The sequence below is a fragment of the Neobacillus solisequens genome (assembly GCF_051233465.1).
Lineage (GTDB): Bacteria > Bacillota > Bacilli > Bacillales > Cytobacillaceae > Neobacillus.
Genome location: NZ_JBKFGJ010000002.1, coordinates 157,502 through 180,947 on the forward strand (window position 1 = coordinate 157,502; position 23,446 = coordinate 180,947).

Consider the following 23,446-nt stretch of genomic DNA (forward strand, 5'->3'; position numbering starts at 1 on the left):
AAAAACGTTCAAATAATGAAAGTTTTTGAAAGAAAATGATTGATTTTTGCAATCGGTTTCAGTATTATAAAGGTAGAAAAAGAAGTTAGGTGGTGATAACTTGTTAACTCCTGAACGTCATCAGATTATTCTTCAATTACTTAAAGATAGAAATACGGTGAAAATACAGGATATTATGGAGCTGACAAATTCTTCTGAATCAACCATTCGAAGAGATTTATCCCAACTCGAGGATCAAAAATTTTTAAAGCGGATTCATGGGGGAGCTTCAAGATTGCAGGGAAAACTTCAAGAACCGAGCATGATTGAAAAATCATCCAAAAACCTTCATGAAAAGCGATTAATAGCGCAATATGCTGCTTCCTTGGTGGAAGAAGGAGATTGTATTTATCTAGATGCAGGTTCGACCATATTTGAAATGGTAGAATTCCTTCCATCAAAAAATATCGTTGTAGTGACAAATGGATTAATGCATGTAGCCCCGTTGTTAATTAAGGGGATACCGACCTATTTAATTGGAGGATTTGTTAAACCAATTACAAATGCTTTTATCGGACGAGGTGCATTGGAAAGTCTTGACTTGTACCGTTTTGATAAATGCTTTATGGGGGTAAATGGTATACATCCGCAATTTGGTTTTACAACGCCGGATCAGGAAGAAGCAATGGTGAAGCAAAAAGCCATTTCACTTTCAAGAGAATCATATGTGCTCGCAGATAATACAAAATTTGCTGAAATTTCATTCGCGAAAATTGCTGAAATCCATGAGGCGTCCATTATCACCAATGAATTGGAAGCTGAAACGGAAAATCAATATATAAATAGAACGACAATAAAGGTTGTGACAACATGATTTATACGTTAACTTTGAATCCTTCTGTCGATTACATTGTACAGTTGGAACAATTTGAATTAGGACAGTTAAATCGAACGATTAGTGAAGCAAAATATCCTGGAGGCAAAGGGATTAATGTTTCCCGAGTCTTAAAACAATTTGGCATAAAAAGTATGGCTCTTGGATTTGTGGGCGGCTTTACAGGTGCTTATATTAAACAGTATCTTTCAAATGAAAGTATCGCTACAGATTTTGTGGAAGTGAAAGAAGATACAAGGATAAATATTAAGCTAAAAACGGGTATAGAATCTGAGATTAATGCTCGGGGACCTATGATCACAGAAGAGGATTTTCAATTGCTGAAGGAAAAAGTTCATTATTTGGATCAAGATGACTTATTGGTATTAGCGGGAAGCATCCCGTCAACCTTACCTCCAACAACCTATGAGGAGCTAGTAAAAATTTGTGAGGCAAAGGGAGCAAAATTTGTTGTAGATGCAGAAGGGGATCTATTAAAAAAGGTACTCCCTTTTCGGCCATTCTTAATAAAGCCTAATCATCATGAACTTGGAGAATTATTCAATGTTAATCTCTCAACGCCTGATGAAGTTATTCCATATGGAAAGAAGCTTATTGAGATGGGTGCACAAAATGTTATTGTGTCGCTTGCAGATAAAGGAGCTGTCTTTATTAACAAGGAGGTATCGTTATTGGCAGAGGTGCCAAAAGGAAAAGTGAAAAACTCTGTTGGGGCAGGTGACTCGATGGTGGCAGGATTCTTGGCTGCATATCGAAAAAAAGCTGATGTTGAAAAAGCATTCCAATTTAGTGTTGCTTCAGGAAGTTCAACAGCATTTTCATTGGGGCTTTGCACGAAAGAAAATGTTGAAGAATTATTGCCACAAGTTCATATTAAATCATTAGAGGAGAGACCGCTATGAGAATTTCAGAGTTGCTGACAAAAAGCACCATTTTACTTCAAATTGAAGGCAATCAAAAGCAAGATGCAATTGATCAGTTAGTTGATAAATTATTCGAAGCGAATAAGATATCTGATAAAAGTGAATTTAAGACGGCTATTCTTAAACGCGAAGAGCAAAGCACCACAGGAATTGGTGACGGGATCGCTATTCCTCATGCAAAAACAAAAGCTGTTAAAGAAGCTGCCATTGCCTTTGGTAAATCAGCAACAGGGGTTAACTATGATTCTTTGGATGGCAAACCTGCACACTTATTTTTCATGATTGCAGCACCGGATGGAGCGAATAATACCCATTTAGAAGCACTTGCCCGTCTCTCAGGTCTACTGATGAAAGCTGAGGTTCGTTATGAGCTTCTAAAGGCCACTACAGCTGAGGAAATCATTGAGACAATCAATCGCTTTGATAAAGAGGAACAAGTAGAAACATCTACTTCAGGGAAGGCTGCATCAATTGTTGCGGTCACTGGCTGTCCAACCGGAATTGCTCACACTTATATGGCAGCGGATTCATTAAAAGCAAAAGCTGCTGATATGGGTGTTACCATCAAAGTCGAAACGAATGGTTCCGGCGGAGCAAAGAATGTTTTAACAAAAGAAGAAATTGAAAATGCAACCGCCGTCATTATCGCAGCAGATATAAAAGTGGAAATGGAAAGATTCAGTGGCAAGCATGTCATCCAGGCGGCTGTAGCGGATGGAATTCGCAAGCCTGAACAATTGATCAATCGTGCTGTGAAACAAGATGCTCCTATCTATAAGGGGAATGGTAGTGAAAAATCTACTTCTGATGCAAGCTCTTCCGTTGGAGGTTTCTATAAGCATCTAATGAATGGTGTTTCCAACATGTTGCCATTTGTTGTCGGGGGCGGTATCTTAATCGCGATCTGTTTTATGTTTGGCTATAATTCATTTAATCCTAAAGACCCATCCTATAATCCGATTTCCGATGCCTTAATGACAATTGGCGGCGGTAATGCCTTCAAATTGATTGTGCCAGTATTGGCAGGTTTTATCGCCATGAGTATCGCTGATCGCCCTGGTTTTGCTCCTGGTATGGTAGGGGGTATGATGGCTGCCAATGGTGGTGCAGGGTTCCTTGGTGGATTAATTGCTGGTTTTCTTGCAGGGTATATCGTAAATCTACTTAAAAAAGTGTTTGCTAATTTGCCTAGATCATTGGAAGGTATTAAAAGTATTTTAATCTATCCACTTTTAGGTATTGCCATTACTGGCTTTATCATGCATTTTGTCATAAATAAACCTGTCGCTTGGATTAACACTGAAATTGCTCATTGGTTAACTGGCTTGGGAACTGGAAATGCTGTTTTATTAGGAATCATACTTGGTTTGATGATGGCGTTTGATATGGGCGGTCCTGTAAATAAAGCAGCTTATGTATTTGGAACTGGACTTTTAGCAAGTGGGGTTTATGAACCAATGGCAGCGATTATGGCGGCCGGTATGGTTCCTCCTTTAGGTATTGCGATTGCTACTTCTGTATTTAAAAATAAATTTACAGAGCAAGAAAAAGATGCAGGAAAAGCGAACTATATCATGGGATTATCATTCATTACTGAGGGTGCAATTCCATTTGCAGCAGCTGACCCATTACGTGTCATTCCATCTATTATGATCGGATCAGCAGTTACCGGAGCTCTCTCAATGGCCTTTGGAATAGGCTTAAGAGCCCCACACGGTGGAATCTTCGTTGTTCCGTTAGTGGAACACGGTGCACTGAAATACGCATTGGCGATTTTAATTGGTTCCATTGTTTCTGCACTGTTAATCGGTTTATTAAAAAAGCCGGTAAAACAATAGACCATGAAAAGAGCTGAGAAATACTCAAAGAGCTGAGACCTACTCAGCTCTTTTTTACAATTATTTTTCATTTTTCTGTGGATTAATCGCCTTTAAAGCTACGAACGCAGCAATGAGACTTAAACTGGACATCAGGATAAAAATCCAGTGGTTGGACTGTTTCATTAACAAAGCAATAATTGGTGGACCGGCAGCCACACCAATAAACCGCATGGAACTGTATATTGAAGTAATGGTTCCTCGTTCTTTCTTTTCTACTCCTTCGGTAATGAGGCTATCTAAGCAAGGTAGACCTGCTCCAATCCCTATTCCCATAATCAAAAACATCGTAATCATATACCATAATTTAATCGAGAACCAAAGTGCTGCAATGGAAAGTGCTGCCGCAAGAATTCCGCCAAATGTTAGCCATTTCATAAGTATTTTATTTTTTTTAATTATTTTTCCGCTTATAAACGATGAAAGGCAAAGTGCACCTAATGGCAGTGCCAAAAAGAACCCCTTTTTTAAATCCTTGATATTATATTCTTTTTCAAAAGTCTCAGAAAGGTAAAATAGCACTCCAAATAAGACAAGCATCAAAATTCCACCAATAAAAAAAATCGCGTATAACCAACGACCCTCATTGGTAAATGTTTTTTTCACACCCATAAAGAAATCCTTAAATGGGATCTTTTCTTGTTTCTTTTTTGGGGATTTAACAAGAAAGATCATTAGGATGATGGAGACGGCACAGAATACAGGAAATGCAAAAAACGGCATATACCATAGGATTCCGGCCAAAAAGGCCCCAAATATTGGGCTGAGAACCTTGCCAAAGGTGTTGGAGGTTTCTATAAGCCCCAAACAAACACTAACATCATCTTCATTTTTAAACATATCACCTACTAACGGCAAAACAATTGGAAAGGCTCCAGCAGCTCCTACTCCCTGAAGGGATCGTCCGATTAAGATAACCCAATAAGCATTTTCAAATTTCCAAGCCGCCCATCCCGAAATAATTCCTCCAATCCCAGCTAAAATAAGACTCGGGATTATAACCTTTTTCCGACCTATATGATCAGATAAATAACCTGCTACGGGGATTAATATAATGGCAACGATTGAATAAACCGTAATGACCAAACTAGATTGTAATGAGGAAATGGAAAGTTCCTTTTCCATTGAAGGTAAGATTGGGATTAACATTGAATTTCCCAAGGTCATTACTAAAGGAATAGAAGATAAGGAAAGGATCGCCCATTTTTGTTTTGATATCTCCCCGGAATTTTTTTTACCAGCTTGAGACTGCTTCTTTTTTGCGGTCCTTGGAGATTTCGACAGTTGTTCAATATATTCCATTTGTCCACTATCCCGCCTTCATTAGTTGTAATGTTAATATGGACTTATTTCTTTAAAAATAATGAAGAAAGATATATCCTTTTAATGGCAGAGAGAATTGCTCGAGCTTTTCATTTGTTTTGAAAATTCGAATAAAATTTCTTGACAGGTAAAGAAAAAACTAATAAGATAAAACAAAATAATTTAATACAGTAACTCGTTGAACAAGAGGAGTACACTTATTTATTTCTTTTCAGAGAGTCGGGTATTGGTGGGAGCCCGATAAGAGAGAATTTGTCGAATGGACTTGTGAGAGGTATCTTGAACACTAGTAGGGATACACGGAGTTCCACCGTTAAAAGGATAGGATATCGAATTAATCATTCCGTATCTGAAAATGAGGGAGCAATTTTTTGCTTCAAATTGAGGTGGCACCACGGTTATAGAATCGTCCTCTATGCGCATAAATATTTATTTATGCGCATAGAGGACGATTTTTTTTTATTCAGAAAGGGGTAAAAAAACATGGAAACACAAACGAATGTGTTAAGGAAGGAAATTAGAGGTGATGTCCTCACTCCAATATCAATTCTTCAAAAGATAAGTGGCAAGAAAAAATTTTTATTGGAAAGTTCTCATAAATTTAATCATTCTGGCCGTTATTCATTCATTGGTGCTGATCCGGCGTTTGAAATCATTTCTATCGGGAAAGAAAATGTATTAATCAATCGCACTGGGGAAACGAGAAATCTTCATGGAAATCCATTGGAGATCTTAAAAGAACTTTTCCCGATAAAGGCAATGGAAGATTCGCAAATCCCATTTATTGGCGGAGCAATTGGTTATATTGGATATGACATTGTCAGACAATTTGAGGTAATTGGCCAGGAATATTCGAATCAATTAAATATGCCGGATGTCCATTTATTGTTCTTTGAAGAGGTAATTGTATTTGATCATCATGAGGAAAAAGTTTATATTTTCGGTCTCCCATTGTTAGAAACAAGTACAGAAAAAACAGTAGAAGAGAGAATGTGTAAAAGAATCGAAGAACTTAAACAAGCAAATGTCTATGAAGAAGAACTCCCCTTTGCTTTATCAGGTTTTCATTCTGAAATGTCTAAAGAAACCTTTATCAAAAATGTTGAGATTGCGAAGGAACATATTCTAGCGGGCGATATTTTCCAAGTGGTGCTTTCTCGAAGAATGAAGTCTCAATATCAAGGTGCGCCTTTATCTCTTTATCGAAAGCATCGTGCTAATAATCCTACTCCATATATGTTTTATATCGATTTTGAAGATTACGTCGTCATTGGCTCTTCACCTGAAAGCTTAATTAAAACAAGGGGGAAAACAGTGATAGCTAATCCGATTGCCGGGACAAAAAGGAGAGGGACGAATCTAGCGGAAGACGAGGAAATCGAAAAGGAACTGTTACAGGATGAAAAAGAGTTGGCAGAACACAAAATGCTAGTGGATTTGGGAAGGAACGATCTCGGAAAAGTCTGTGAGTTTGGCTCGGTTCAGGTTGATAAATATATGGCAGTGGAGAAATACCGACATGTGATGCACCTCGTATCTGAAATTAGCGGAACACTACATCTTGATTATTCACCGCTGGATGCGCTTGCCGCGTGCTTGCCTGCCGGAACAGTATCCGGAGCACCGAAGGTCAGGGCAATGGAAATTATCAACACCCTTGAGCAATCAAAACGTGGCCTTTACGCAGGAGCCGTAGGATACTTATCCGTAAATGGAAATATCGATTTTGCCCTGGCGATTCGAACGATGATTTTAAAAGATAACACAGCCTATATTCAGGCGGGCGCCGGAATCGTGCATGATTCTGACCCTGAAAATGAGTTTGAGGAAACCCTAAATAAATTAAAAACATTCTTGGAGGGTGCAGGATGATTCTTATTGTTGATAACTTTGATTCGTTTACCTTTAATCTTTATCAATATTTAGGTGAATTGGGTGAAGAGGTTAAGGTATTTCGAAATAACCAAATCACTCTGGAAGAAATTAAAGAATTAAATCCGAAAGCCATTATCCTATCTCCCGGACCGGGCAGACCGGAAGATGCAGGGATTTGTATTCCTTTAATCAAAACCTTTTATCAAGAAATACCAATTTTAGGAATTTGCTTAGGGCATCAGGCAATTGGAGCAGCATTCGGCTGTGAAATCAAGAGAGCTTCTCAAATCAAGCATGGAAAGACGTCTTATATTAAACATAATGGCGGGACGATTTTTAACTATCAGTCATCACCGTTAGAGGTGATGCGATATCATTCTTTAACCATTGAAAAGGGAAGCATGCCTCATCAGCTTGAATGCATTGCCCATGCAATGGACGATCTGGAAGTAATGGCCATTAAGCATTATAAGTACCCTGTATACGGAATGCAGTTTCATCCAGAATCAATCGGAACTCCATCTGGTAAACAAATTCTGAAAAACTTTTTACATGAAATCGAAAGGAAGGATCGCTATGAAAGAATATCTACTCCAACTAGCTGAACAAAAATCCTTTTCAGAGTACCAAATGCAAGAAGCTGTTGACTTTTTGCTGGGAGAAGAAGTATCTGAGTCTGAAATCGCTGCATTTCTAATGGGACTGAAATCTAAAGGTGAAACCGTTGATGAAATTGTTGGGATCGTAAAAGCCATGAAAGCTAATACCCTCCCATTTAAAAAGAAATTCGTCAACGCGATTGATAATTGCGGCACGGGTGGTGACGGCTCCTCAAGCTTTAATGTTAGCACAACTTCGGCATTTGTCATTGCGGGGGCAGGTATCCCTGTAGCTAAACACGGAAATCGTAGTGTTTCTAGTAAAACCGGCAGTGCTGATGTATTGGAATATTTGGGTATTAACTTGAATTTGTCTGTAGAAAGTACGGAAGAACTTATAGAGGAAGTGGGATTGGCCTTCTTATTTGCCCCTCATGTTCACCCTAAATTAAAAAAGGTCATGACGGTTCGAAGGGAGTTAAAAATTCCTACGATTTTTAATTTCATTGGTCCCTTAACGAATCCCATTGAACTTGATTATCAATTACTGGGCGTCTACCGTCGGGATTTGTTAAATGTATTCGCTGAAGTTTTAAAGCAATTGGGAAGAAAACGAGCAGTCGTAATCAATGGTGCAGGATTTATGGATGAAGCATCCCTTCAAGGTGAAAACCATTATACATTATTGGATAAAGGAGAGATCTCCAATTATGTATTTACTCCTGAAGAATTAGGACTGCCATTTTATGATAACAATGCGATAAAAGGTGGAGATCCAAAGGATAATGCAGAAATATTACTGGATGTGTTAAAGGGTAAGCGCGGTGCCCACAGGGATACCGTATTATTGAACGCTGGAATTGGCATTTATACCGCGGGAAAGGCAAGCGCGATTGGGGCAGGAGTTGAATTAGCTCGTGAAGTGATTGATTCAGGTGCTGCGATTGAAAAATTAAATACACTAATTGAGAAATCTAGGTCGAAACAAAGAGAGGCGATATAAAATGGCAACTATTTTGGAGCGAATAATCAAGCAGAAGAAATTAGAGATTCAGAATCTTCAGGAAACTGGAGTGCACTTTGATCATGATCGTCATCAAAAAAGGCCATTTATTGATAAATTACAATCAGCGAAAGAACTGACCATCATTGCAGAGTTTAAGCGGGCTTCCCCTTCAAAAGGAATCATCAATAACCAATCGATTCCTTGCATTCAGGCGATGCAATATGAAAAATTCGGTGCTGGTGCCATTTCGGTTCTGACGGATCAAACCTTTTTTAAAGGGTCGTTTTCTGATTTAAAGGAGGTTCGGGAAGCTGTTCAACTCCCTGTACTATGTAAGGACTTTATCATTGATCCGATCCAAATTGATCAGGCAGACTCATTCGGGGCCGATATCATCCTGCTTATCGTTGCAGCGTTAGAAAAAGAACAGCTAAAAGAACTTTATCAGTATGCAGCAAATAGGGGACTAGACGTATTGGTAGAAGTTCACAATGAAGCTGAACTCGAAACAGCCATTAGTATTGGGGCTAAATTGATTGGGGTCAATAATCGGGATTTAAAAACGTTCCATGTTACTCTTGAGGTAACGGAATCATTAGCAGCCAAAGTGAAAAATGCTGGAGCTTTCCTAATAAGTGAAAGTGGAATCCATCAGCAAGAAGATGTTAAACGGGTCCTTCAAGCAGGTGCCAATGGCATTTTAGTAGGTGAGGCATTCATGAAGAGCGATAATATGAAGCAGATGTTTTCAGACTTTCGATTACCATTCATGCAAGGAGTAAAACGATGAAAGTAAAAATTTGTGGAATCATGGATGTGAAAACTGGTGTTGCTGCTGCCAGCTTTGGAGCAGATGCCATTGGCTTTGTGTTTGCTGAAAGCAAGCGCAAAGTGACGGAACAGCAGGCAAGAGAAATTATTTCGCAATTGCCGGAGCATGTATGTAAGGTCGGTGTATTTGTTAACGAAAAAAGTGAAGAGATTAACAGAATAGCCTCTGTTACAGGTCTAACCCATATTCAATTACATGGAGATGAAACAGTTGAATTTAGTCAGTCGATCTCATTACCAGTCATCAAAGCGATTAGTTTCCAAGATAATGAAGTATTAGCCAAATATAATTTATTTCCTGCTGAATATGTGTTGCTAGATGGTCCAAAGGGGAAATATCGTGGAGGCAATGGAACGCCGTTTGATTGGAATGGAGTAAATATAGAGCTACTTCGAGATAAGAAAATTATTTTAGCTGGTGGCTTGAACTCTGATAATATTGATGCAGCAATCAAGATCATTCATCCCTATATGGTGGATGTGAGTTCAGGAGTAGAAACGGATGGTTTCAAGGATTTAAGCAAAGTAAAAACCTTTATCGAAAAAGCAAAGGGAACACTAGTGGAGGGGAAATAATGAATACTTATACATTACCAAATGAAAAAGGACATTTTGGCATTTACGGTGGAAGATTTGTACCTGAGACACTGATGAAGGCAGTCACAGAATTAAGCACAGCATATGAAGAAGCAAAAAATGATCCGGAATTTCTTAGGGAATATCAATACTTATTAAAAAAATATGTCGGAAGAGAAACCCCGTTATATTTTGCTGAAAACTTAACTAAGCATGCCGGTGGCGCGAAAATTTACCTAAAAAGGGAGGATTTGAACCATACAGGTGCACATAAAATCAATAATGCAATTGGCCAGGCGCTTCTGGCAGTGCGAATGGGGAAGCGTAAAATTGTCGCTGAAACAGGAGCTGGGCAACATGGTGTTGCAACCGCTACTGTCTGTGCTCTATTAAACTTGGAATGTATTATTTTTATGGGAGAAGAAGATATTAAGCGCCAATCCTTGAATGTGTTCCGTATGGAATTGTTGGGAGCAAAAGTGGTTGGTGTCTCCTCTGGAAGTGCGACCTTAAAAGATGCGGTAAACGAAGCACTGAGATACTGGGTAGCAAATGTGGATGATACCCACTATCTTCTGGGCTCGGTCATGGGACCGCACCCTTTTCCGATGATGGTAAGGGATTTTCAAAGTGTTATTGGATCGGAAACAAAAGCACAATTTTTAGAGGAAAATCACCATCTTCCGGAAGCGGTTGTTGCTTGTATCGGAGGTGGCAGCAATTCTATGGGGATGTTCTATCCATTTATTGAAGATAAAGAAGTAAGTTTATACGGAGTAGAGGCAGCAGGAAAGGGAATTGATACTCCTTTTCATGCCGCATCCTTAACAAAAGGAAAGCCAGGAGTATTACATGGGGCTCTCATGTATTTATTGCAGAATGAGGACGGCCAAATTCAAGAAGCACATTCGGTTTCCGCCGGCCTCGATTATCCTGGAGTAGGCCCAGAACATAGCTATTTGAAAGATATCGGCCGTGCATCCTATCAATCAATATCTGATCAAGAAGCACTTGAAGCTTTCCAGTTGTTATCCAAACAAGAAGGTATCATTCCTGCTCTGGAGAGCGCACATGCCGTTGCCTTTGCCGTAAAATTAGCACAGCAAATGAAACCAGAGGAAAATATTGTGGTTTGCTTATCCGGTAGAGGTGACAAAGATGTAGATGCTGTAAAGGAAAGATTGGAAGGAGGATATGGAAAATGAATCGAATTGAACGAGCTTTTCAAGTTTTAAATGAAACGAAAGGAAAGGCGTTTGTTCCTTATATCATGGCTGGTGATGGCGGATTAGAGAACCTGGTAAAGCGGCTTAGTATTTTAGAAGAATGCGGAGCAACAGCCATTGAAGTAGGTGTTCCTTTTTCCGACCCTGTTGCGGATGGTCCTACGATTCAATTGGCGGGCATTAGGGCACTAGAGCATGGAACTACCTTAAAAGGTATTATTGCAGCAATTAGCCAAGGGAGAGACAAAATCTCCATTCCCATTATTTTAATGACATACTTAAATCCGGTTTATGCTTATGGAATCGAATCGTTCATTGAAGATATCAAAAAAGCAGGAGTAGATGGATGTATAATCCCTGACCTCCCAATGGAAGAAGAGGATCTTATAGCCCCGCATTTAGAAAAGGTAGGAATAGAATTGATCCGGCTGGCGACCCTTACAACACCAATTGAACGAATAAAACAATTGGCGAGCAATGGAAGAGGATTTTTATATACGGTGACAGTAAAAGGAATTACCGGAACAAGAAATGAATTTGATCATGAACTCTACTCATTTTTGAAAAGAGTAAAAGAAGTGAGTCCAATTCCTGTTTTGGCTGGCTTTGGCATATCCAATGCGGAGCAGGTAAAGGAATTGACGAAATACTGTGACGGGGTTGTTGTTGGAAGTAAAATCGTTGATTTATTTACAAGTAACCAACTCGATGAATTAGCCAGCTTTATGACTAGCTACAAACAAATAACCCATTTAGCTTAAAAAGAAAGGTCTGTTCAAAGGGAACAGACCTTTTATTCTTATATGAAAAATCGTAACAAATATGGTTCGTGAACGTGTCATTTGTTACAGCAAAAAACGCTACTTATTCATTATAATGTTAATTAATGATGCTTGTTTATATAGGAATGAGAAGAATATGAGAGTCAATGAAATATCAGTAAAATTAGATCGCTTTGGTGGAGTTTCCTTTCATATACAAGTGAATTTTATTAAGAACAGATTTGTCTTTTTAGAATGGAGAAATAGAGAACATCCTAAGCCGTTTTCCAATCTGCAGTGGGTCAGGCCAGGTAGTATAGAGGAATTTAAAAAAGAAATTTCTTTGTTGAAAATTTGGGAATGGGAGCCAAACTATCGTAAAGAATCTGGAATAATCCTTGAAGGGGAATATTGGTCTGTTAAGTTAACAACAGATGGACAGGTATATATGTGTGAAGGAGGAGAGGATTTTCCAATGAACTGGGAAAGGTTTTGCCTGGCATTAGAACGATTAACTGGGATTACTTTTCGATGACTCTATCATTTTTAAATGGAAATGACATCAACTTGATAGCTGTGTGAAACTTCTTTATAATCATTATATATTGAATGCACGAATGAAAACTTCCATATTAGGAAGTTTTGTTTTGTTTTTTTAAGGAGCGTACTAAAATGAAAGAAATTTCTGTTGAAGAATTGTTTACCATTAAAAATCCAATGATCATTGATATACGCTCACCGATTGAGTTTAAGGATGGAGCAATTCCCGGGGCTATTAATATCCCGTTATTTACAGATGAAGAGCGTCAGGAAATTGGAACAATTTATAAAAATGATGGACAGGCAGCGGCTAAATGGCGTGCAATGGAGTTAGTGTCCCCGAAAATTCCTGAATTGCTTCATACGATTAAATCCTATCAATTAAAAGGTGAGCTGGTTATTCATTGTTGGCGGGGCGGAATGCGCAGTAAAGCGGTCGTGACATTTTTAGAATTTGCGGGCATTTATGCCTGGAAGTTAATAGGTGGTTATAAAGCATATCGTCACTATATACTTGAAAATATTCCAAGCATGATTCCAAATCAATCGGTTGTCCTCCACGGCATGACAGGTGTCGGGAAAACCGAAGTATTAAAGATATTAACTAAAAAAGGCTATCCTGTTTTGGATCTTGAGGACATGGCTGCCCATAGAGGCTCCATATTCGGGACAATCGGACTAGGTGAAGGCAATAATCAAAAAACCTTTGATTCTTTATTATTTAAAGGGTTACAGGACATTAATCCTTCTGATTACTTTCTTGTGGAAGCAGAAAGTAAGAGAATTGGTAAAGCGGTGCAGCCTGAGAAACTAATGGATGTAAAATTTAATGGGATTAATATTTATTTGCACACAACCATTGAACAAAGAGTAAAGCTTCTTGTTTCAGAATATATCCTACCGTATCAAAATGAAGAGTGGTTTCACACAAAAATTTCTCAAGGCATAGAAAAGGTATTAAAACGAATTAAAAATACGGAGCTAAAAACAAGTCTTATTGAGTTCTTGAATGAACGGAATTATCGCGAAATAATCCCAATTCTACTGGAACATTATTATGATCCCCGTTATGATCATGCCAGACAAGAATATGGCGGAACTTTTTATGATATTTACGCAGAGAATCCTGAAGATGCTGCTGAAAAAATAGCAATAAAACTTGAAGAATTATCATTCCATCCAACCATGACACTAAAAAATGTTTAGGCTCACGTATCTGCGTGGGCTTTTTGATATTTTTAAGCAAATTCTCATTTATTTTTCATTTCGATTTCCTTCAAACAGGATAATATTTTATTTAGAAAGGTCAATTAGATACAATAATGGTATAAATTCTAATCGGACGTGATAACTATGACAAGATTATTAATAATAGAGGATGAAAAAAACCTAGCAAGATTCATGGAACTGGAACTGAATCATGAAGGCTATGAAACCAAAATAGCCACTGATGGGCGGAGTGGATTACAGTTGGCAGAAACAGAAAACTGGGATGCCATCCTTCTTGATTTAATGCTGCCTGAATTAAACGGGTTGGAGGTTTGCCGAAGAATCAGACAAAGTAATAAGACTGTGCCGATCATGATGATTACAGCACGGGATAGTGTACTTGACCGTGTTTCCGGTCTTGACAGTGGGGCGGATGATTATATTGTTAAGCCATTCGCCATAGAAGAATTACTGGCGCGCTTAAGGTCACTGCTTCGGAGGATAGAAGCCATCACATCTCATGAGGTAACGACAATTACTTTTAAGGACCTTACAGTAGAATTGGAATCCTGTGTGGTCAAAAAAGGGGAGGATATCATTACTCTCACCAAACGGGAATATGATTTGCTTGTTATTTTTATAAGCAATATTAATATAGTGTTATCGCGGGAAGTCTTACTGAATAAAGTTTGGGGTTATCATACCGGAATTGAAACAAATGTTGTCGATGTTTATGTTAGATATTTAAGAAATAAAATTGATAACAAAGAAGAAGATGGAAGCTATATACAAACAGTCCGCGGAATTGGATATGTAATGAGATGAAACAAAATTCAGCAAATTTCATAAAAAAGCTCCCTTGGAAAATCAAATTAATGTTAAGCGGGGCAATCGCAATTTTTTTGGCCTTTTTATTGTTCAGTTTGATGGAATATCATATGGTTTCAAAATGGATGATGAATCGGGAGGAAAGCAATGTAAAAAAAACGCTTGCCGATATTGCAACTTTTTATAAGCAAAATGAGGATACTTTAACTGAAAAAGATATTAAAAGCAGTGGCCTCTTTTTAAAGAAAATGAATACCAAAGATCAAATGATCAGGGTATACGATCAAAGCGGAGCTATCATTATTTCTGATAAGAATGTTAGTTTTTCAGTATTAGAACCCAATCCTGGATTTAGCCAACGAGTAGAGAGAGTATATTTTGAAGATAAAGATTTACTTGTTGCAAGATACCCATTAAATGTAAAGTACTTTACCGGTACCATTGAAGTCATTCGTCAATTAAAAAGTTATCATGAAATGATGAAGAACTTAGCTTGGGGAATGACGGTTTTTGGAATGGCGGCCATTCTTTTAAGTGCATTAAGTGGATATGTATTAGCAAGTCAACTTTTAAGACCTGTAAGAGCTCTGGCTAATACTATGAAGCGCATTAAAGAAAATGGATTTCATGAGAGGATGGAAGCTTCCTCTCAAAAGGACGAATTATCTGATTTGATCAATGTTTTTAATGAAATGATGGATAATCTAGAAAAGTCCTTCACACAGCAGAAACAATTTGTTGAGGACGCCTCCCATGAGTTAAGAACACCGGTCTCAATCCTTGAAGGACACGTTTCTCTACTAAACCGTTGGGGTAAAAAGGATCCTGCCATTTTAGAAGAGTCTTTGGGTGCCTCGCTTCAGGAAATCAATCGCCTAAAAAAAATAATCAATGATTTGCTAACACTTACAAGGGTAGAGAATCAATGGGTCACTACAGTAACTAAAGCAGATGTATATGAAATTATAATTCGTTTAGTTAAAAATTTGGAACTGCTTCATCCTGACTATGTTCTAGTATTGGATTTAGACAAGCAGATTCCTCATGCAGCAATTTCTGAGCAGCACTTAGAACAAATCTTAATCATTTTAATTGATAATGCGATAAAATATTCACCCGAAAATAAAACGATTGAAATTACAGTGAAACATATGGAAAATCATATATGTTTTACAGTGCGTGATCATGGAATAGGAATTCCTAGTGAGCAAATTTCCAATGTTTTTAACAGGTTTTATCGGGTAGATAAAGCAAGGTCACGCGAAAGTGGAGGTACAGGACTGGGGCTTTCCATCGCAAAACAAATCATCGATAAATATCATGGATCAATTGTAATTGAAAGTAAAGAAGGGGTAGGAACAAAAGTTACGTTGATCATTCCCACCTAATTATGTTAAATGGACCGGAATGGTCCATTTTTTTATTCTTTAATTTTTTGATGGTTCATTACACACACTATATTGAATCGATTACATAGTAATATATTGATTTATGCTAATATAAACGCTTTGGAAAAAGATACATATATAGTGAGGGGAACATGGAAAATGAGGATAAAACCTGAAGAAAACCAATATTTAAGTCAATTTTTTGGTCCTAATTTAGGTTATGTTATTGAACAGTTTGAGAAATACCTAAAAAATCCACAAGATGTGGAAAATGATTTGAGGCAATTATTTGAAAGAATCGATGAAGCCGATCTCCGTAAAGTAACTGAAGGAACTCTTCAAGTGACAGAACAATCTCCACTGCAAGTGTCAAATGATAAGATGTTTGCCGCAATTAAGTTAGCAGAACATGTCCGTCATTACGGGCATCTTGTTGCTGACATAAATCCGCTAAAAAGCAGTAGAATAGATGCCAATCAATTAACCCCCGGAAGATTTAATCTTTCCGAAACTGATTTAAAAATGTTGCCTGCTGACATCATGATTAAAGATGGTTCAGTCTATTTTCCTTCTGCTCTTGAAGCCTATCAACATTTGTTAGATGTTTACACCAAAACAATTACCTTTGAATTTCATCATGTGCATAATGAGACAGAAAAAAATTGGCTAATAGACCGCATCGAAAATATCCAGCATAAACCAATCATAACCTCCGAAAAAAGAATTAGTATTTTTAAAAGGTTAACAGAAGTAGAGGGATTTGAAAAATTTCTTCATAAAACGTTTGTTGGGCAGAAACGATTTTCAATTGAGGGACTAGATACAATGGTTCCGCTAATTGATGAAATTATGATTGAGGCGATCAAACATGGAGCTGAGTTTATCAATATAGGTATGGCTCACCGAGGCAGATTAAATGTTCTGGCACATGTGCTGAGGAAACCTTATGAAATGATCTTTGCAGAATTTCAACATGCACCGAACAAAGAACTTGTACCATCTGAAGGTTCAATAGGAATCAATTTTGGTTGGACTGGAGATGTAAAGTACCATTTAGGTTTAAATCGCCAGCTTTCAGACAATATTCAAAAAGCAAAAATTACACTTGCCAATAATCCAAGCCATTTGGAATACGTTGGTGCAGTTGTTGAAGGGTTTACACGTGCTGCCCAAGATGACAGAGAAAACCCCGGGTACCCTAATGAGTCTAATAAGGCTGCTTTAGCGATCCTTATTCATGGTGATGCTGCTTTCCCAGGGGAAGGCATTGTAGCTGAAACGTTAAATTTAAGTCGTTTGATAGGCTATCGAACAGGAGGAACCATTCATATCATATCAAATAATATGATTGGGTTTACCACAGAATCAGGCGATTCCCGTTCTACACGTTATGCCAGTGATCTGGCTAAGGGTTATGAGATTCCGATCCTGCATGTTAATGCTGACGACCCCGAGGCATGTTTGTCAGCAGCCGTATTAGCAGCTGAGTATCGTTCGGTGTTCAAAAAGGATGTTTTAATCGATTTAATTGGATACCGACGATTTGGACATAATGAAATGGATGAACCAATGACTACCAGCCCACAAATGTATACAAAAGTAAGCAAACATCCCACTGTTAAGCAAATTTACGGTGAGTACTTAATCCATTTAGGCATCCTTAAAAAAGAAACCATTAACCAAATTGAAACGAGTATTCATGAAAGGTTAAAAATAGCCTATCAAAAGGTGTCATCAATTAAGTCGGATGACACGAGGGAAATACCAGAACCGCCAGTCTTTATTCGAGATAAAGAAAATATTGTGACAGGCGTTCCTTTAACCAGATTACAGAAAATGAACGAAGAACTGTTAAAATGGCCAGAAAACTTTAAGGTATTTCATAAATTGGAGAAGATCTTATTAAGACGAAAAGAAGCATTTCGTGACAATGGCAATGTGGATTGGGCGCTGGCAGAAACCTTGGCATTCGCTTCCATTTTGGAGGATGGAACTCCGATTCGTTTAACAGGTCAGGACTCTGAGCGCGGAACCTTTGCCCAAAGAAATTTGGTATTACATGATTATCAGACAGGCGAGAGATTTATTCCATTGCACCATCTTCCTGATGCTGCTGCGTCCTTTGCAGTTTATAACAGCCCGTTAACGGAAGCGGCTGTAGTCGGGTTTGAATATGGCTATAATGTATTTTCGCCAGATACTTTGGTGATCTGGGAGGCGCAATATGGTGATTTTGCCAATGCGGCCCAAGTGATATTTGATCAGTTTATTGCTGCAGGTAGGGCAAAATGGGGACAAAAATCCGGGCTTGTCCTGCTGCTTCCGCATGGATATGAGGGCCAAGGACCAGAACATTCTAGTGCAAGACTTGAACGATTCCTCCAATCTGCTGCGGAAAAGAACTGGACGGTTGTCAATTTGACAAGCGCTGCACAATATTTTCATATATTGAGGCGTCAAGCGGCACTTTTGACGAAAGATGAGATTAGGCCACTTGTCGTAATGTCTCCTAAAAGTCTGTTAAGAAATCCGCTTGTTGCTTCAAAGGGGAATGAGTTAAGTGAAGGAGAATTCAAACCTGTTATCGTGCACTATCCGTCTAATGATGTAAATGACCATGTGGAGAGAATTGTGTTTTGTACAGGAAAAATGGCTATTGATGCTGCAGAATTTCTAAAAGATCAGGTTCACATGAGTTGGCTTCAACTACTTCGACTAGAAGAAATATATCCGTTCCCTACAAATGAACTTAAAACAATATTAGCGAAATATCCTAATGCAAAAGAATTCATTTGGCTTCAAGAGGAACCTAAAAATATGGGGGCATGGACATTCGTTGAGCCTCGTATTAATGAACTGACACCAAACGATATAAGAGTGAGATTTATTGGTCGCCGCCGCCGTTCAAGTCCTGCAGAGGGTGAATCTCATATTCATAAACTAATTCAATCAAAAATAATCACTGACGCACTGACGAAAGTGTAATAAGGGGGTATTCCTGATGTTCGAAATCAAGGTTCCCGAGTTAGCAGAATCCATCACAGAGGGTACAATTGCAAAATGGCTGAAAAATATTGGAGATTATGTAGAAAAAGGAGAATATCTGGTTGAGCTGGAAACTGATAAAGTAAATATTGAAATGATCTCAGATTTTTCTGGCACCTTAACCGAACAGAAGTTTACTGAGGGAGATACCGTTAGAGTAGGGGAAACGATTGCTATCTTAAGTGAAAACGAGGCAATTACAAGAGCCGAAACACAATCGAAATTTCAAATAGAGGAGCCAGCGATCGAATCCCAGCAAAAGATTAATGCTGCCATATTACCAAATAAAGAGCAGGAAAATACAGAGTCACCACGGCCAATTGCTTCTCCAGCTGCACGGAGGTTAGCAAGAGAGAAAGGGATTAAATTAGAGGATATTCAGAGTACAGATCCGCTTGGAAGAATCAGAAGACAGGATGTTTCCTCTTTTGTGCCCAAACAGAAACCGATCTCAATTCAAACTTCCGAAAAGGATAGCCAGTCAGAAACGAAGTTGTTCGAAGAGGCAAAGCCAATTATTTATGAGAGAATGTCAAGAAGAAGGCAAACCATTGCTAAACGCCTTGTAGAAGTTCAACAAACTGCTGCGATGTTGACAACTTTTAATGAAATAGATATGACTGCTATCATGAATATCAGAAAGCGAAGAAAAGATCAGTTTTTTGAGGAACATAATGTAAGACTTGGGTTTATGTCCTTTTTTACAAAAGCGGTAGTGGCATCTCTAAAAAAATATCCATATTTAAATGCGGAGATTCAAGGGGATCAGCTCTTGGTTAAAAAGTTTTATGATATTGGAATAGCAGTTGCTGCAGAAGAAGGCCTTGTTGTACCTGTAGTTAGAGAAGCGGACAAAAAATCTTTTGCTGAGATAGAAGGAGAAATTATTGGGCTAGCCGATAAAGCAAAAACGAACAAATTAGGATTAAAGGATCTTCAAGGAGGAACGTTTACCATTACAAATGGGGGAGTTTTCGGTTCTCTGCTGTCTACACCCATTATAAACGGGCCGCAAGTTGGTATATTAGGGATGCATAAAATTCAACTCCGTCCAGTTGCCATTGATAAAGAGAAGATGGAAAATCGGCCAATGATGTATGTTGCGTTATCGTATGATCATCGAATTGTCGATGGGAAAGAAGCAGTGAGTTTCCTCAGTATGGTGAAAGAATTGCTAGAGGATCCGGAAAAATTATTGATTAATGGATAATTAAATAGGAAAACCGCTGAAGCTCCCTTTTGTTCAGCGGTTTCTTAGGTTATTCATCTAGCGGACAATGATTGGTTTTAATCCCCTGCGTTCAATTTCATCCTTTAAAATTTTGATCCATTCCTTTTCCTTGCCAGACTTTAATGCATCCCGATACGATACGATTAACTGCTCGTTACTCATAATTTTCAACTTTAGAATGCCCTCCTTGGAAAACGGATTGAATATTCAGTTTTTACTATTGTAATAGGTAACGCTTACTTTGAGAACCATAAATTATGAATATCCATAATTTTGTCACTATTTATTGGAGTATAGAAAAACCTTTTTTCTGCAGTTGCACCATGTTGATGGTTTTGATTATACTAGAGGTTGGACAATATTGAAGAGGACGGTGAGCACCATGATTCATTTAAATTGGCGGGAACGAGACACCATTAAACAGGTGAAATGCGTACATACCAATGCTGAAAAGTACATTGTAAACAATATGTTAACTGCCGGAAAAGTATATGATGTGAAAAATGAAACCGAGGAATTTTATTATCTCATCGATAATTCTGGAAAAGTAGGCGGGTTTTATAAAGATTACTTTCAAGATGTGTAAAAATAGCCTGGCGTAAATCGCCAGGCATTTTTGATTTATTTTGATTCAGGAAAAACTCTTTGCATTGTTTTCGTAAATTCATTTATGAATCCTGAGGAAGGTTTTCCTTTTCCCTTTCGAATCTTATTGGCATATGTATCGAGACGGTCATAAAAGTCCGGATTGGCCGAGATATAGATGTGTTTAATATCTTTATCAACACTTTTTACTGTTTTTGAGATTTGATTTCTTACCTGATTGGAAAGTTGATTGTTGGTGTTGCGGTCCATTTTGGCAGCAACATACGCTTTTTCATCAGACACAATCACATTTGCCCGTTCAACTCCTGGAAGGCTTGCGATTTTTTTAGCAGCATGATCCGCAACTCTCATACGTGATTGATTAGTGTGATTGGGATTATTGATGAGTTCGTTGTTTATATGATTGGCATTTCGATCAAGTTTTTTATCACTTACATCCACGCTGCTAATTGCGGGACCTCCATGATTGGGTATATTATATTTTACCCTTGTAAGTTCTGTTTTGTCCCCGTTCCTGCTAGCGGCATTATCGTTATTATTGTTACATGCTGTAAGGCTAATAGTGAAAAAAAGAGCAGTGATAATGATTAGACGAAATTTCATGATAGTCTTATTCTCCTTTTTTATGGTTTACTCGATTAGGTTTCCAAATTATAATGAGATCTATCCTTCTAGATAGATTTGAGTCAATTGGAGTGTTTTTCTGGTGATTTATCTTTATGTTGGTCTTGGCGGTATATTGGGGAGTTTGACTAGGTATCTATTTTCCATATTTGGTACCTACCTGTGGGGCAGAAACTTCCCAATTGGCACCATGATCATTAATTTAACTGGTGCATTTATATTAGGTTTCTTAACCAATAAGCTGGCAAAAACAAAAGAGCGAAAACCGCAGCTTTTTACTGCATTAACAACAGGAGTAATTGGATCGTATACGACCTTTTCGACCTTCTGTGTGGAAACGATCCGTTTGATAGAGGTTAATCAATACCTTTATGCTCTCCTTTATTTTATTCTCAGTGCGATCGGCGGGCTCTACTTTGTCCATTTAGGCTTAAAAGTGGGGTTAATAGGTAGGAAAAAGGAGGGAATCTCCCATGAATAATATCATGATGGTGGCGATCGGGGGATTTTTAGGAGCCATTGCCCGTTTTACCCTGAGTAAAACAGTTCAAGTTCTGTTGAAATCCCGTTTTCCAATAGGGACATTATCGGTAAATGTAGTCGGGGCATTTCTGTTAGGCGTATTAGTCGGGACGGATGTTAAGGGCCAATGGTATTCTCTTTTTGGAGTAGGCTTTATGGGAGCTTTTACCACATTCTCCACACTGAAACTTGAATTAGTACAGCTGAGAAGAGATGGGGAATTTCAACTATTTAATCGATATTTATTATGTAGTTATGGATTTGGCCTGCTCATTAGCTTTTGTGGAATACTGGTCGGGAAAAGCATTTAAAAAGAAGCACCACAACAAAAGCAAAAGTCCAATTCAATTTTGAATTGGACTAATAAAAATAATAATTTAGTTTTTCTACCTAAGAACTGAACTTTTTAGGCATCTATTTTTTTACTTTTGATTAACTGGTGTAACGGAAGGCTTTTTCGCATAAAGCTTTTGGCTGATCATAGTTTGTGCTGTTAAGAAAATTCCCCCGACTACCCAATATAGTGGTAGGGCAGAAGGAGCACTGAATGAAAACATAACAATCATAAGTGGAGACATTAACCCCATGTATTTCATTTGTTCCTGCTGCTGTTTTGGCATGGTTGTTTGTGAAACCTTAAATTGAAAATAGTAAATTAACCCGGCAACGATTGTCAACACGATATCAGGTTTCCCTAAACTGAACCATAAAAATTTATGCTTGGCAATTTCGTGAGAACTACGAATCGCATAATAGAAAGCAGTTAAAATCGGCATTTGAATCAGAATTGGCAGACATCCCATATTCAATGGATTTACACCGTGCTTTTGATATAAACCCATCATTTCGGCTTGAAGTTCTTGCTTTTTCTTCGGATCTTTTTCCGCCTTCATTTTCTTTTGGATCGCATCCATATCCGGTTTTAATGCATCCATTTTTTCCTTCATATTCATTTGGTTTTTATACTGTCTAAGCATCAGCGGCATAAGGGCAAGTCTTATAATGAGGGTCACAATTATAATCGCTAAACCGTAATTACCATTGAATAGGTCCGCCACCGATTTAATAATGGTAGAGAACGTATTTACAAAATAGTGGTGGAAAAACCCATCATTCTTACCGCTTTGTGCTTGTGTTGAACAAGCTGATAAAATGAGAGTTGTCATAGACAAAATTGCAATTAATAGTAAAGTAGAATATTTCTTTTTCATATTTCCTCCTAAAATGTAGTTAATAGTATGAAGTAAACAGGAAGGAAATAGGGTCTTCAGAATCATCCTGTGAACATGCCTTTTTACGTATATATTTGACAACGCGAATAATAATCAGGTTATTAGCAAACCTGCTATTCTCTTTATGGAAAAATTGCGGGTGAATGATTTTGGTATCAGCGGAATTGGATATGGATCCAATAAATGAATATTCAACGCCACGAACCCATAATATTTTCAGAACAATCCCCAAATATATACTTAAATAGAGTGCGTTTAAGGTATTGATATCTGAATGATCAACGATTAATTGAAACAAATATTTCACCTCGCAAAAAAGAGCCAATGATAAGAGTATAATGGAGAATCGG

24 protein-coding genes and 1 other annotated feature are annotated in these 23,446 nt (G+C 38.0%); of the genes, 19 read left to right on the forward strand and 5 right to left on the reverse strand.

From position 1 onward, the window contains the following. Positions 1 to 100: 100 nt before the first annotated feature. The 3 genes from ACI3K6_RS01300 to ACI3K6_RS01310 are packed head-to-tail and all read left to right on the forward strand — an operon-like array spanning position 101 to position 3,635. Positions 101 to 853: a DeoR/GlpR family DNA-binding transcription regulator gene (locus ACI3K6_RS01300; protein WP_435553379.1), complete on the forward strand. Its 753-nt coding sequence runs from the start codon at positions 101 to 103 to the stop codon at positions 851 to 853. Further along, positions 850 to 1,776 (forward strand): 1-phosphofructokinase, encoded by a 927-nt coding sequence (gene pfkB, locus ACI3K6_RS01305; RefSeq protein ID WP_435553380.1) that lies wholly within the window; start codon positions 850 to 852, stop codon positions 1,774 to 1,776. Before ACI3K6_RS01300 ends, pfkB begins: the two co-directional genes overlap by 4 nt. Continuing rightward, a complete protein-coding gene (locus ACI3K6_RS01310) occupies positions 1,773 to 3,635 on the forward strand; it encodes a PTS fructose transporter subunit IIABC (protein WP_435553381.1) in 1,863 nt (620 codons plus the stop codon). The genes pfkB and ACI3K6_RS01310 overlap by 4 nt, the downstream gene beginning before the upstream one ends. A gap of 60 nt (positions 3,636 to 3,695) precedes the next feature. Here ACI3K6_RS01310 and ACI3K6_RS01315 read toward each other — a convergent pair whose 3' ends face one another. After that, positions 3,696 to 4,976 (reverse strand): MFS transporter, encoded by a 1,281-nt coding sequence (locus tag ACI3K6_RS01315; protein ID WP_435553382.1) that lies wholly within the window; start codon positions 4,974 to 4,976, stop codon positions 3,696 to 3,698. Positions 4,977 to 5,166: 190 nt separating this feature from the next. After that, positions 5,167 to 5,414 (forward strand) — a binding site (T-box leader). A 66-nt stretch (positions 5,415 to 5,480) separates the two neighbouring features. Here ACI3K6_RS01315 and trpE point away from each other — a divergent pair. The 13 genes from trpE to odhB all read left to right on the forward strand — a co-directional run bounded on the left by trpE (position 5,481) and on the right by odhB (position 20,091). Next, positions 5,481 to 6,869 carry an anthranilate synthase component I gene (gene trpE, locus ACI3K6_RS01320; RefSeq protein WP_435553383.1) on the forward strand — a complete coding sequence of 463 codons (1,389 nt, stop codon included), beginning with the start codon at positions 5,481 to 5,483 and terminating at the stop codon, positions 6,867 to 6,869. Continuing rightward, positions 6,866 to 7,477: an anthranilate synthase component II gene (locus tag ACI3K6_RS01325; protein WP_435553384.1), complete on the forward strand. Its 612-nt coding sequence runs from the start codon at positions 6,866 to 6,868 to the stop codon at positions 7,475 to 7,477. The genes trpE and ACI3K6_RS01325 overlap by 4 nt, the downstream gene beginning before the upstream one ends. Next, a complete protein-coding gene (trpD, locus tag ACI3K6_RS01330; protein ID WP_435553385.1) occupies positions 7,449 to 8,474 on the forward strand; it encodes an anthranilate phosphoribosyltransferase in 1,026 nt (341 codons plus the stop codon). Before ACI3K6_RS01325 ends, trpD begins: the two co-directional genes overlap by 29 nt. 1 nt (position 8,475) lies before the next feature. After that, positions 8,476 to 9,267, forward strand: a complete 792-nt coding sequence (trpC, locus tag ACI3K6_RS01335; protein WP_435553386.1) for an indole-3-glycerol phosphate synthase TrpC — start codon at positions 8,476 to 8,478, stop codon at positions 9,265 to 9,267. Next, positions 9,264 to 9,884 carry a phosphoribosylanthranilate isomerase gene (locus tag ACI3K6_RS01340; protein ID WP_435553387.1) on the forward strand — a complete coding sequence of 207 codons (621 nt, stop codon included), beginning with the start codon at positions 9,264 to 9,266 and terminating at the stop codon, positions 9,882 to 9,884. Before trpC ends, ACI3K6_RS01340 begins: the two co-directional genes overlap by 4 nt. Then, complete coding sequence (trpB, locus tag ACI3K6_RS01345; RefSeq protein ID WP_435553388.1) at positions 9,884 to 11,089, forward strand: tryptophan synthase subunit beta; 1,206 nt, start codon at positions 9,884 to 9,886, stop codon at positions 11,087 to 11,089. The genes ACI3K6_RS01340 and trpB overlap by 1 nt, the downstream gene beginning before the upstream one ends. After that, on the forward strand, positions 11,086 to 11,871 hold the full coding sequence (gene trpA / locus ACI3K6_RS01350; RefSeq protein WP_435553389.1) for a tryptophan synthase subunit alpha: 786 nt from the start codon (positions 11,086 to 11,088) through the stop codon (positions 11,869 to 11,871). Before trpB ends, trpA begins: the two co-directional genes overlap by 4 nt. A gap of 157 nt (positions 11,872 to 12,028) precedes the next feature. Continuing rightward, the gene (locus ACI3K6_RS01355; protein WP_435553390.1) at positions 12,029 to 12,406 is read left to right on the forward strand and encodes a hypothetical protein; all 378 of its coding nucleotides are present in this window, start codon (positions 12,029 to 12,031) and stop codon (positions 12,404 to 12,406) included. Positions 12,407 to 12,543: 137 nt separating this feature from the next. Next, the gene (mnmH, locus tag ACI3K6_RS01360; RefSeq protein WP_435553391.1) at positions 12,544 to 13,617 is read left to right on the forward strand and encodes a tRNA 2-selenouridine(34) synthase MnmH; all 1,074 of its coding nucleotides are present in this window, start codon (positions 12,544 to 12,546) and stop codon (positions 13,615 to 13,617) included. Between the two features lie 147 nt (positions 13,618 to 13,764). Beyond that, positions 13,765 to 14,445 (forward strand): response regulator transcription factor, encoded by a 681-nt coding sequence (locus tag ACI3K6_RS01365; RefSeq protein WP_435553392.1) that lies wholly within the window; start codon positions 13,765 to 13,767, stop codon positions 14,443 to 14,445. Next, positions 14,442 to 15,836 carry a sensor histidine kinase gene (locus ACI3K6_RS01370; RefSeq protein ID WP_435553393.1) on the forward strand — a complete coding sequence of 465 codons (1,395 nt, stop codon included), beginning with the start codon at positions 14,442 to 14,444 and terminating at the stop codon, positions 15,834 to 15,836. Before ACI3K6_RS01365 ends, ACI3K6_RS01370 begins: the two co-directional genes overlap by 4 nt. A gap of 138 nt (positions 15,837 to 15,974) precedes the next feature. Further along, positions 15,975 to 18,821, forward strand: coding sequence for a 2-oxoglutarate dehydrogenase E1 component (locus tag ACI3K6_RS01375; protein WP_435553851.1), 2,847 nt, complete (start codon positions 15,975 to 15,977; stop codon positions 18,819 to 18,821). 16 nt (positions 18,822 to 18,837) lie between these two features. After that, on the forward strand, positions 18,838 to 20,091 hold the full coding sequence (odhB, locus tag ACI3K6_RS01380) for a 2-oxoglutarate dehydrogenase complex dihydrolipoyllysine-residue succinyltransferase (RefSeq protein ID WP_435553394.1): 1,254 nt from the start codon (positions 18,838 to 18,840) through the stop codon (positions 20,089 to 20,091). 57 nt (positions 20,092 to 20,148) lie between these two features. On the opposite strand, the gene sda is transcribed toward odhB, so the two are convergent. Then, positions 20,149 to 20,274: a sporulation histidine kinase inhibitor Sda gene (sda, locus tag ACI3K6_RS01385; RefSeq protein ID WP_435553852.1), complete on the reverse strand. Its 126-nt coding sequence runs from the start codon at positions 20,272 to 20,274 to the stop codon at positions 20,149 to 20,151. 220 nt (positions 20,275 to 20,494) lie between these two features. Between sda and ACI3K6_RS01390 the strand changes: the two genes are divergently transcribed. Continuing rightward, entirely contained in the window at positions 20,495 to 20,698 is a 204-nt protein-coding gene (locus ACI3K6_RS01390; protein WP_335480933.1) for a DUF6501 family protein, read from the forward strand. Positions 20,699 to 20,733: 35 nt separating this feature from the next. Here ACI3K6_RS01390 and ACI3K6_RS01395 read toward each other — a convergent pair whose 3' ends face one another. Continuing rightward, positions 20,734 to 21,321 (reverse strand): YhcN/YlaJ family sporulation lipoprotein, encoded by a 588-nt coding sequence (locus ACI3K6_RS01395; RefSeq protein ID WP_435553395.1) that lies wholly within the window; start codon positions 21,319 to 21,321, stop codon positions 20,734 to 20,736. Positions 21,322 to 21,424: 103 nt separating this feature from the next. Between ACI3K6_RS01395 and crcB the strand changes: the two genes are divergently transcribed. Continuing rightward, positions 21,425 to 21,823 (forward strand): fluoride efflux transporter CrcB, encoded by a 399-nt coding sequence (gene crcB / locus ACI3K6_RS01400; RefSeq protein WP_435553396.1) that lies wholly within the window; start codon positions 21,425 to 21,427, stop codon positions 21,821 to 21,823. Then, positions 21,816 to 22,175 (forward strand): fluoride efflux transporter FluC, encoded by a 360-nt coding sequence (locus tag ACI3K6_RS01405; RefSeq protein WP_335480939.1) that lies wholly within the window; start codon positions 21,816 to 21,818, stop codon positions 22,173 to 22,175. The genes crcB and ACI3K6_RS01405 overlap by 8 nt, the downstream gene beginning before the upstream one ends. A 111-nt stretch (positions 22,176 to 22,286) precedes the next feature. Here the strand turns inward: ACI3K6_RS01405 and yidC are convergent, their stop codons facing one another. Both yidC and ACI3K6_RS01415 read right to left on the reverse strand, forming a co-directional pair. Continuing rightward, on the reverse strand, positions 22,287 to 23,075 hold the full coding sequence (yidC, locus tag ACI3K6_RS01410; protein WP_435553397.1) for a membrane protein insertase YidC: 789 nt from the start codon (positions 23,073 to 23,075) through the stop codon (positions 22,287 to 22,289). Positions 23,076 to 23,094: 19 nt separating this feature from the next. Continuing rightward, entirely contained in the window at positions 23,095 to 23,394 is a 300-nt protein-coding gene (locus ACI3K6_RS01415) for a hypothetical protein (RefSeq protein WP_335480943.1), read from the reverse strand. Positions 23,395 to 23,446: the final 52 nt, after the last annotated feature.

What these genes read in the sequence shown, in the direction of transcription:
- pfkB (WP_435553380.1), top strand. Translation starts at nt 850, where the DNA reads ATGATTTATACGTTAACTTTGAATCCTTCTGTCGATTACATTGTACAG.
- ACI3K6_RS01310 (WP_435553381.1), top strand. Translation starts at nt 1,773, where the DNA reads ATGAGAATTTCAGAGTTGCTGACAAAAAGCACCATTTTACTTCAAATT.
- ACI3K6_RS01315 (WP_435553382.1), bottom strand. Translation starts at nt 4,976, where the DNA reads ATGGAATATATTGAACAACTGTCGAAATCTCCAAGGACCGCAAAAAAG.
- trpE (WP_435553383.1), top strand. Translation starts at nt 5,481, where the DNA reads ATGGAAACACAAACGAATGTGTTAAGGAAGGAAATTAGAGGTGATGTC.
- ACI3K6_RS01325 (WP_435553384.1), top strand. Translation starts at nt 6,866, where the DNA reads ATGATTCTTATTGTTGATAACTTTGATTCGTTTACCTTTAATCTTTAT.
- trpD (WP_435553385.1), top strand. Translation starts at nt 7,449, where the DNA reads ATGAAAGAATATCTACTCCAACTAGCTGAACAAAAATCCTTTTCAGAG.
- trpC (WP_435553386.1), top strand. Translation starts at nt 8,476, where the DNA reads ATGGCAACTATTTTGGAGCGAATAATCAAGCAGAAGAAATTAGAGATT.
- ACI3K6_RS01340 (WP_435553387.1), top strand. Translation starts at nt 9,264, where the DNA reads ATGAAAGTAAAAATTTGTGGAATCATGGATGTGAAAACTGGTGTTGCT.
- trpB (WP_435553388.1), top strand. Translation starts at nt 9,884, where the DNA reads ATGAATACTTATACATTACCAAATGAAAAAGGACATTTTGGCATTTAC.
- trpA (WP_435553389.1), top strand. Translation starts at nt 11,086, where the DNA reads ATGAATCGAATTGAACGAGCTTTTCAAGTTTTAAATGAAACGAAAGGA.
- ACI3K6_RS01355 (WP_435553390.1), top strand. Translation starts at nt 12,029, where the DNA reads ATGAGAGTCAATGAAATATCAGTAAAATTAGATCGCTTTGGTGGAGTT.
- mnmH (WP_435553391.1), top strand. Translation starts at nt 12,544, where the DNA reads ATGAAAGAAATTTCTGTTGAAGAATTGTTTACCATTAAAAATCCAATG.
- ACI3K6_RS01365 (WP_435553392.1), top strand. Translation starts at nt 13,765, where the DNA reads ATGACAAGATTATTAATAATAGAGGATGAAAAAAACCTAGCAAGATTC.
- ACI3K6_RS01370 (WP_435553393.1), top strand. Translation starts at nt 14,442, where the DNA reads ATGAAACAAAATTCAGCAAATTTCATAAAAAAGCTCCCTTGGAAAATC.
- odhB (WP_435553394.1), top strand. Translation starts at nt 18,838, where the DNA reads ATGTTCGAAATCAAGGTTCCCGAGTTAGCAGAATCCATCACAGAGGGT.
- sda (WP_435553852.1), bottom strand. Translation starts at nt 20,274, where the DNA reads ATGAGTAACGAGCAGTTAATCGTATCGTATCGGGATGCATTAAAGTCT.
- ACI3K6_RS01390 (WP_335480933.1), top strand. Translation starts at nt 20,495, where the DNA reads ATGATTCATTTAAATTGGCGGGAACGAGACACCATTAAACAGGTGAAA.
- ACI3K6_RS01395 (WP_435553395.1), bottom strand. Translation starts at nt 21,321, where the DNA reads ATGAAATTTCGTCTAATCATTATCACTGCTCTTTTTTTCACTATTAGC.
- ACI3K6_RS01405 (WP_335480939.1), top strand. Translation starts at nt 21,816, where the DNA reads ATGAATAATATCATGATGGTGGCGATCGGGGGATTTTTAGGAGCCATT.
- yidC (WP_435553397.1), bottom strand. Translation starts at nt 23,075, where the DNA reads ATGAAAAAGAAATATTCTACTTTACTATTAATTGCAATTTTGTCTATG.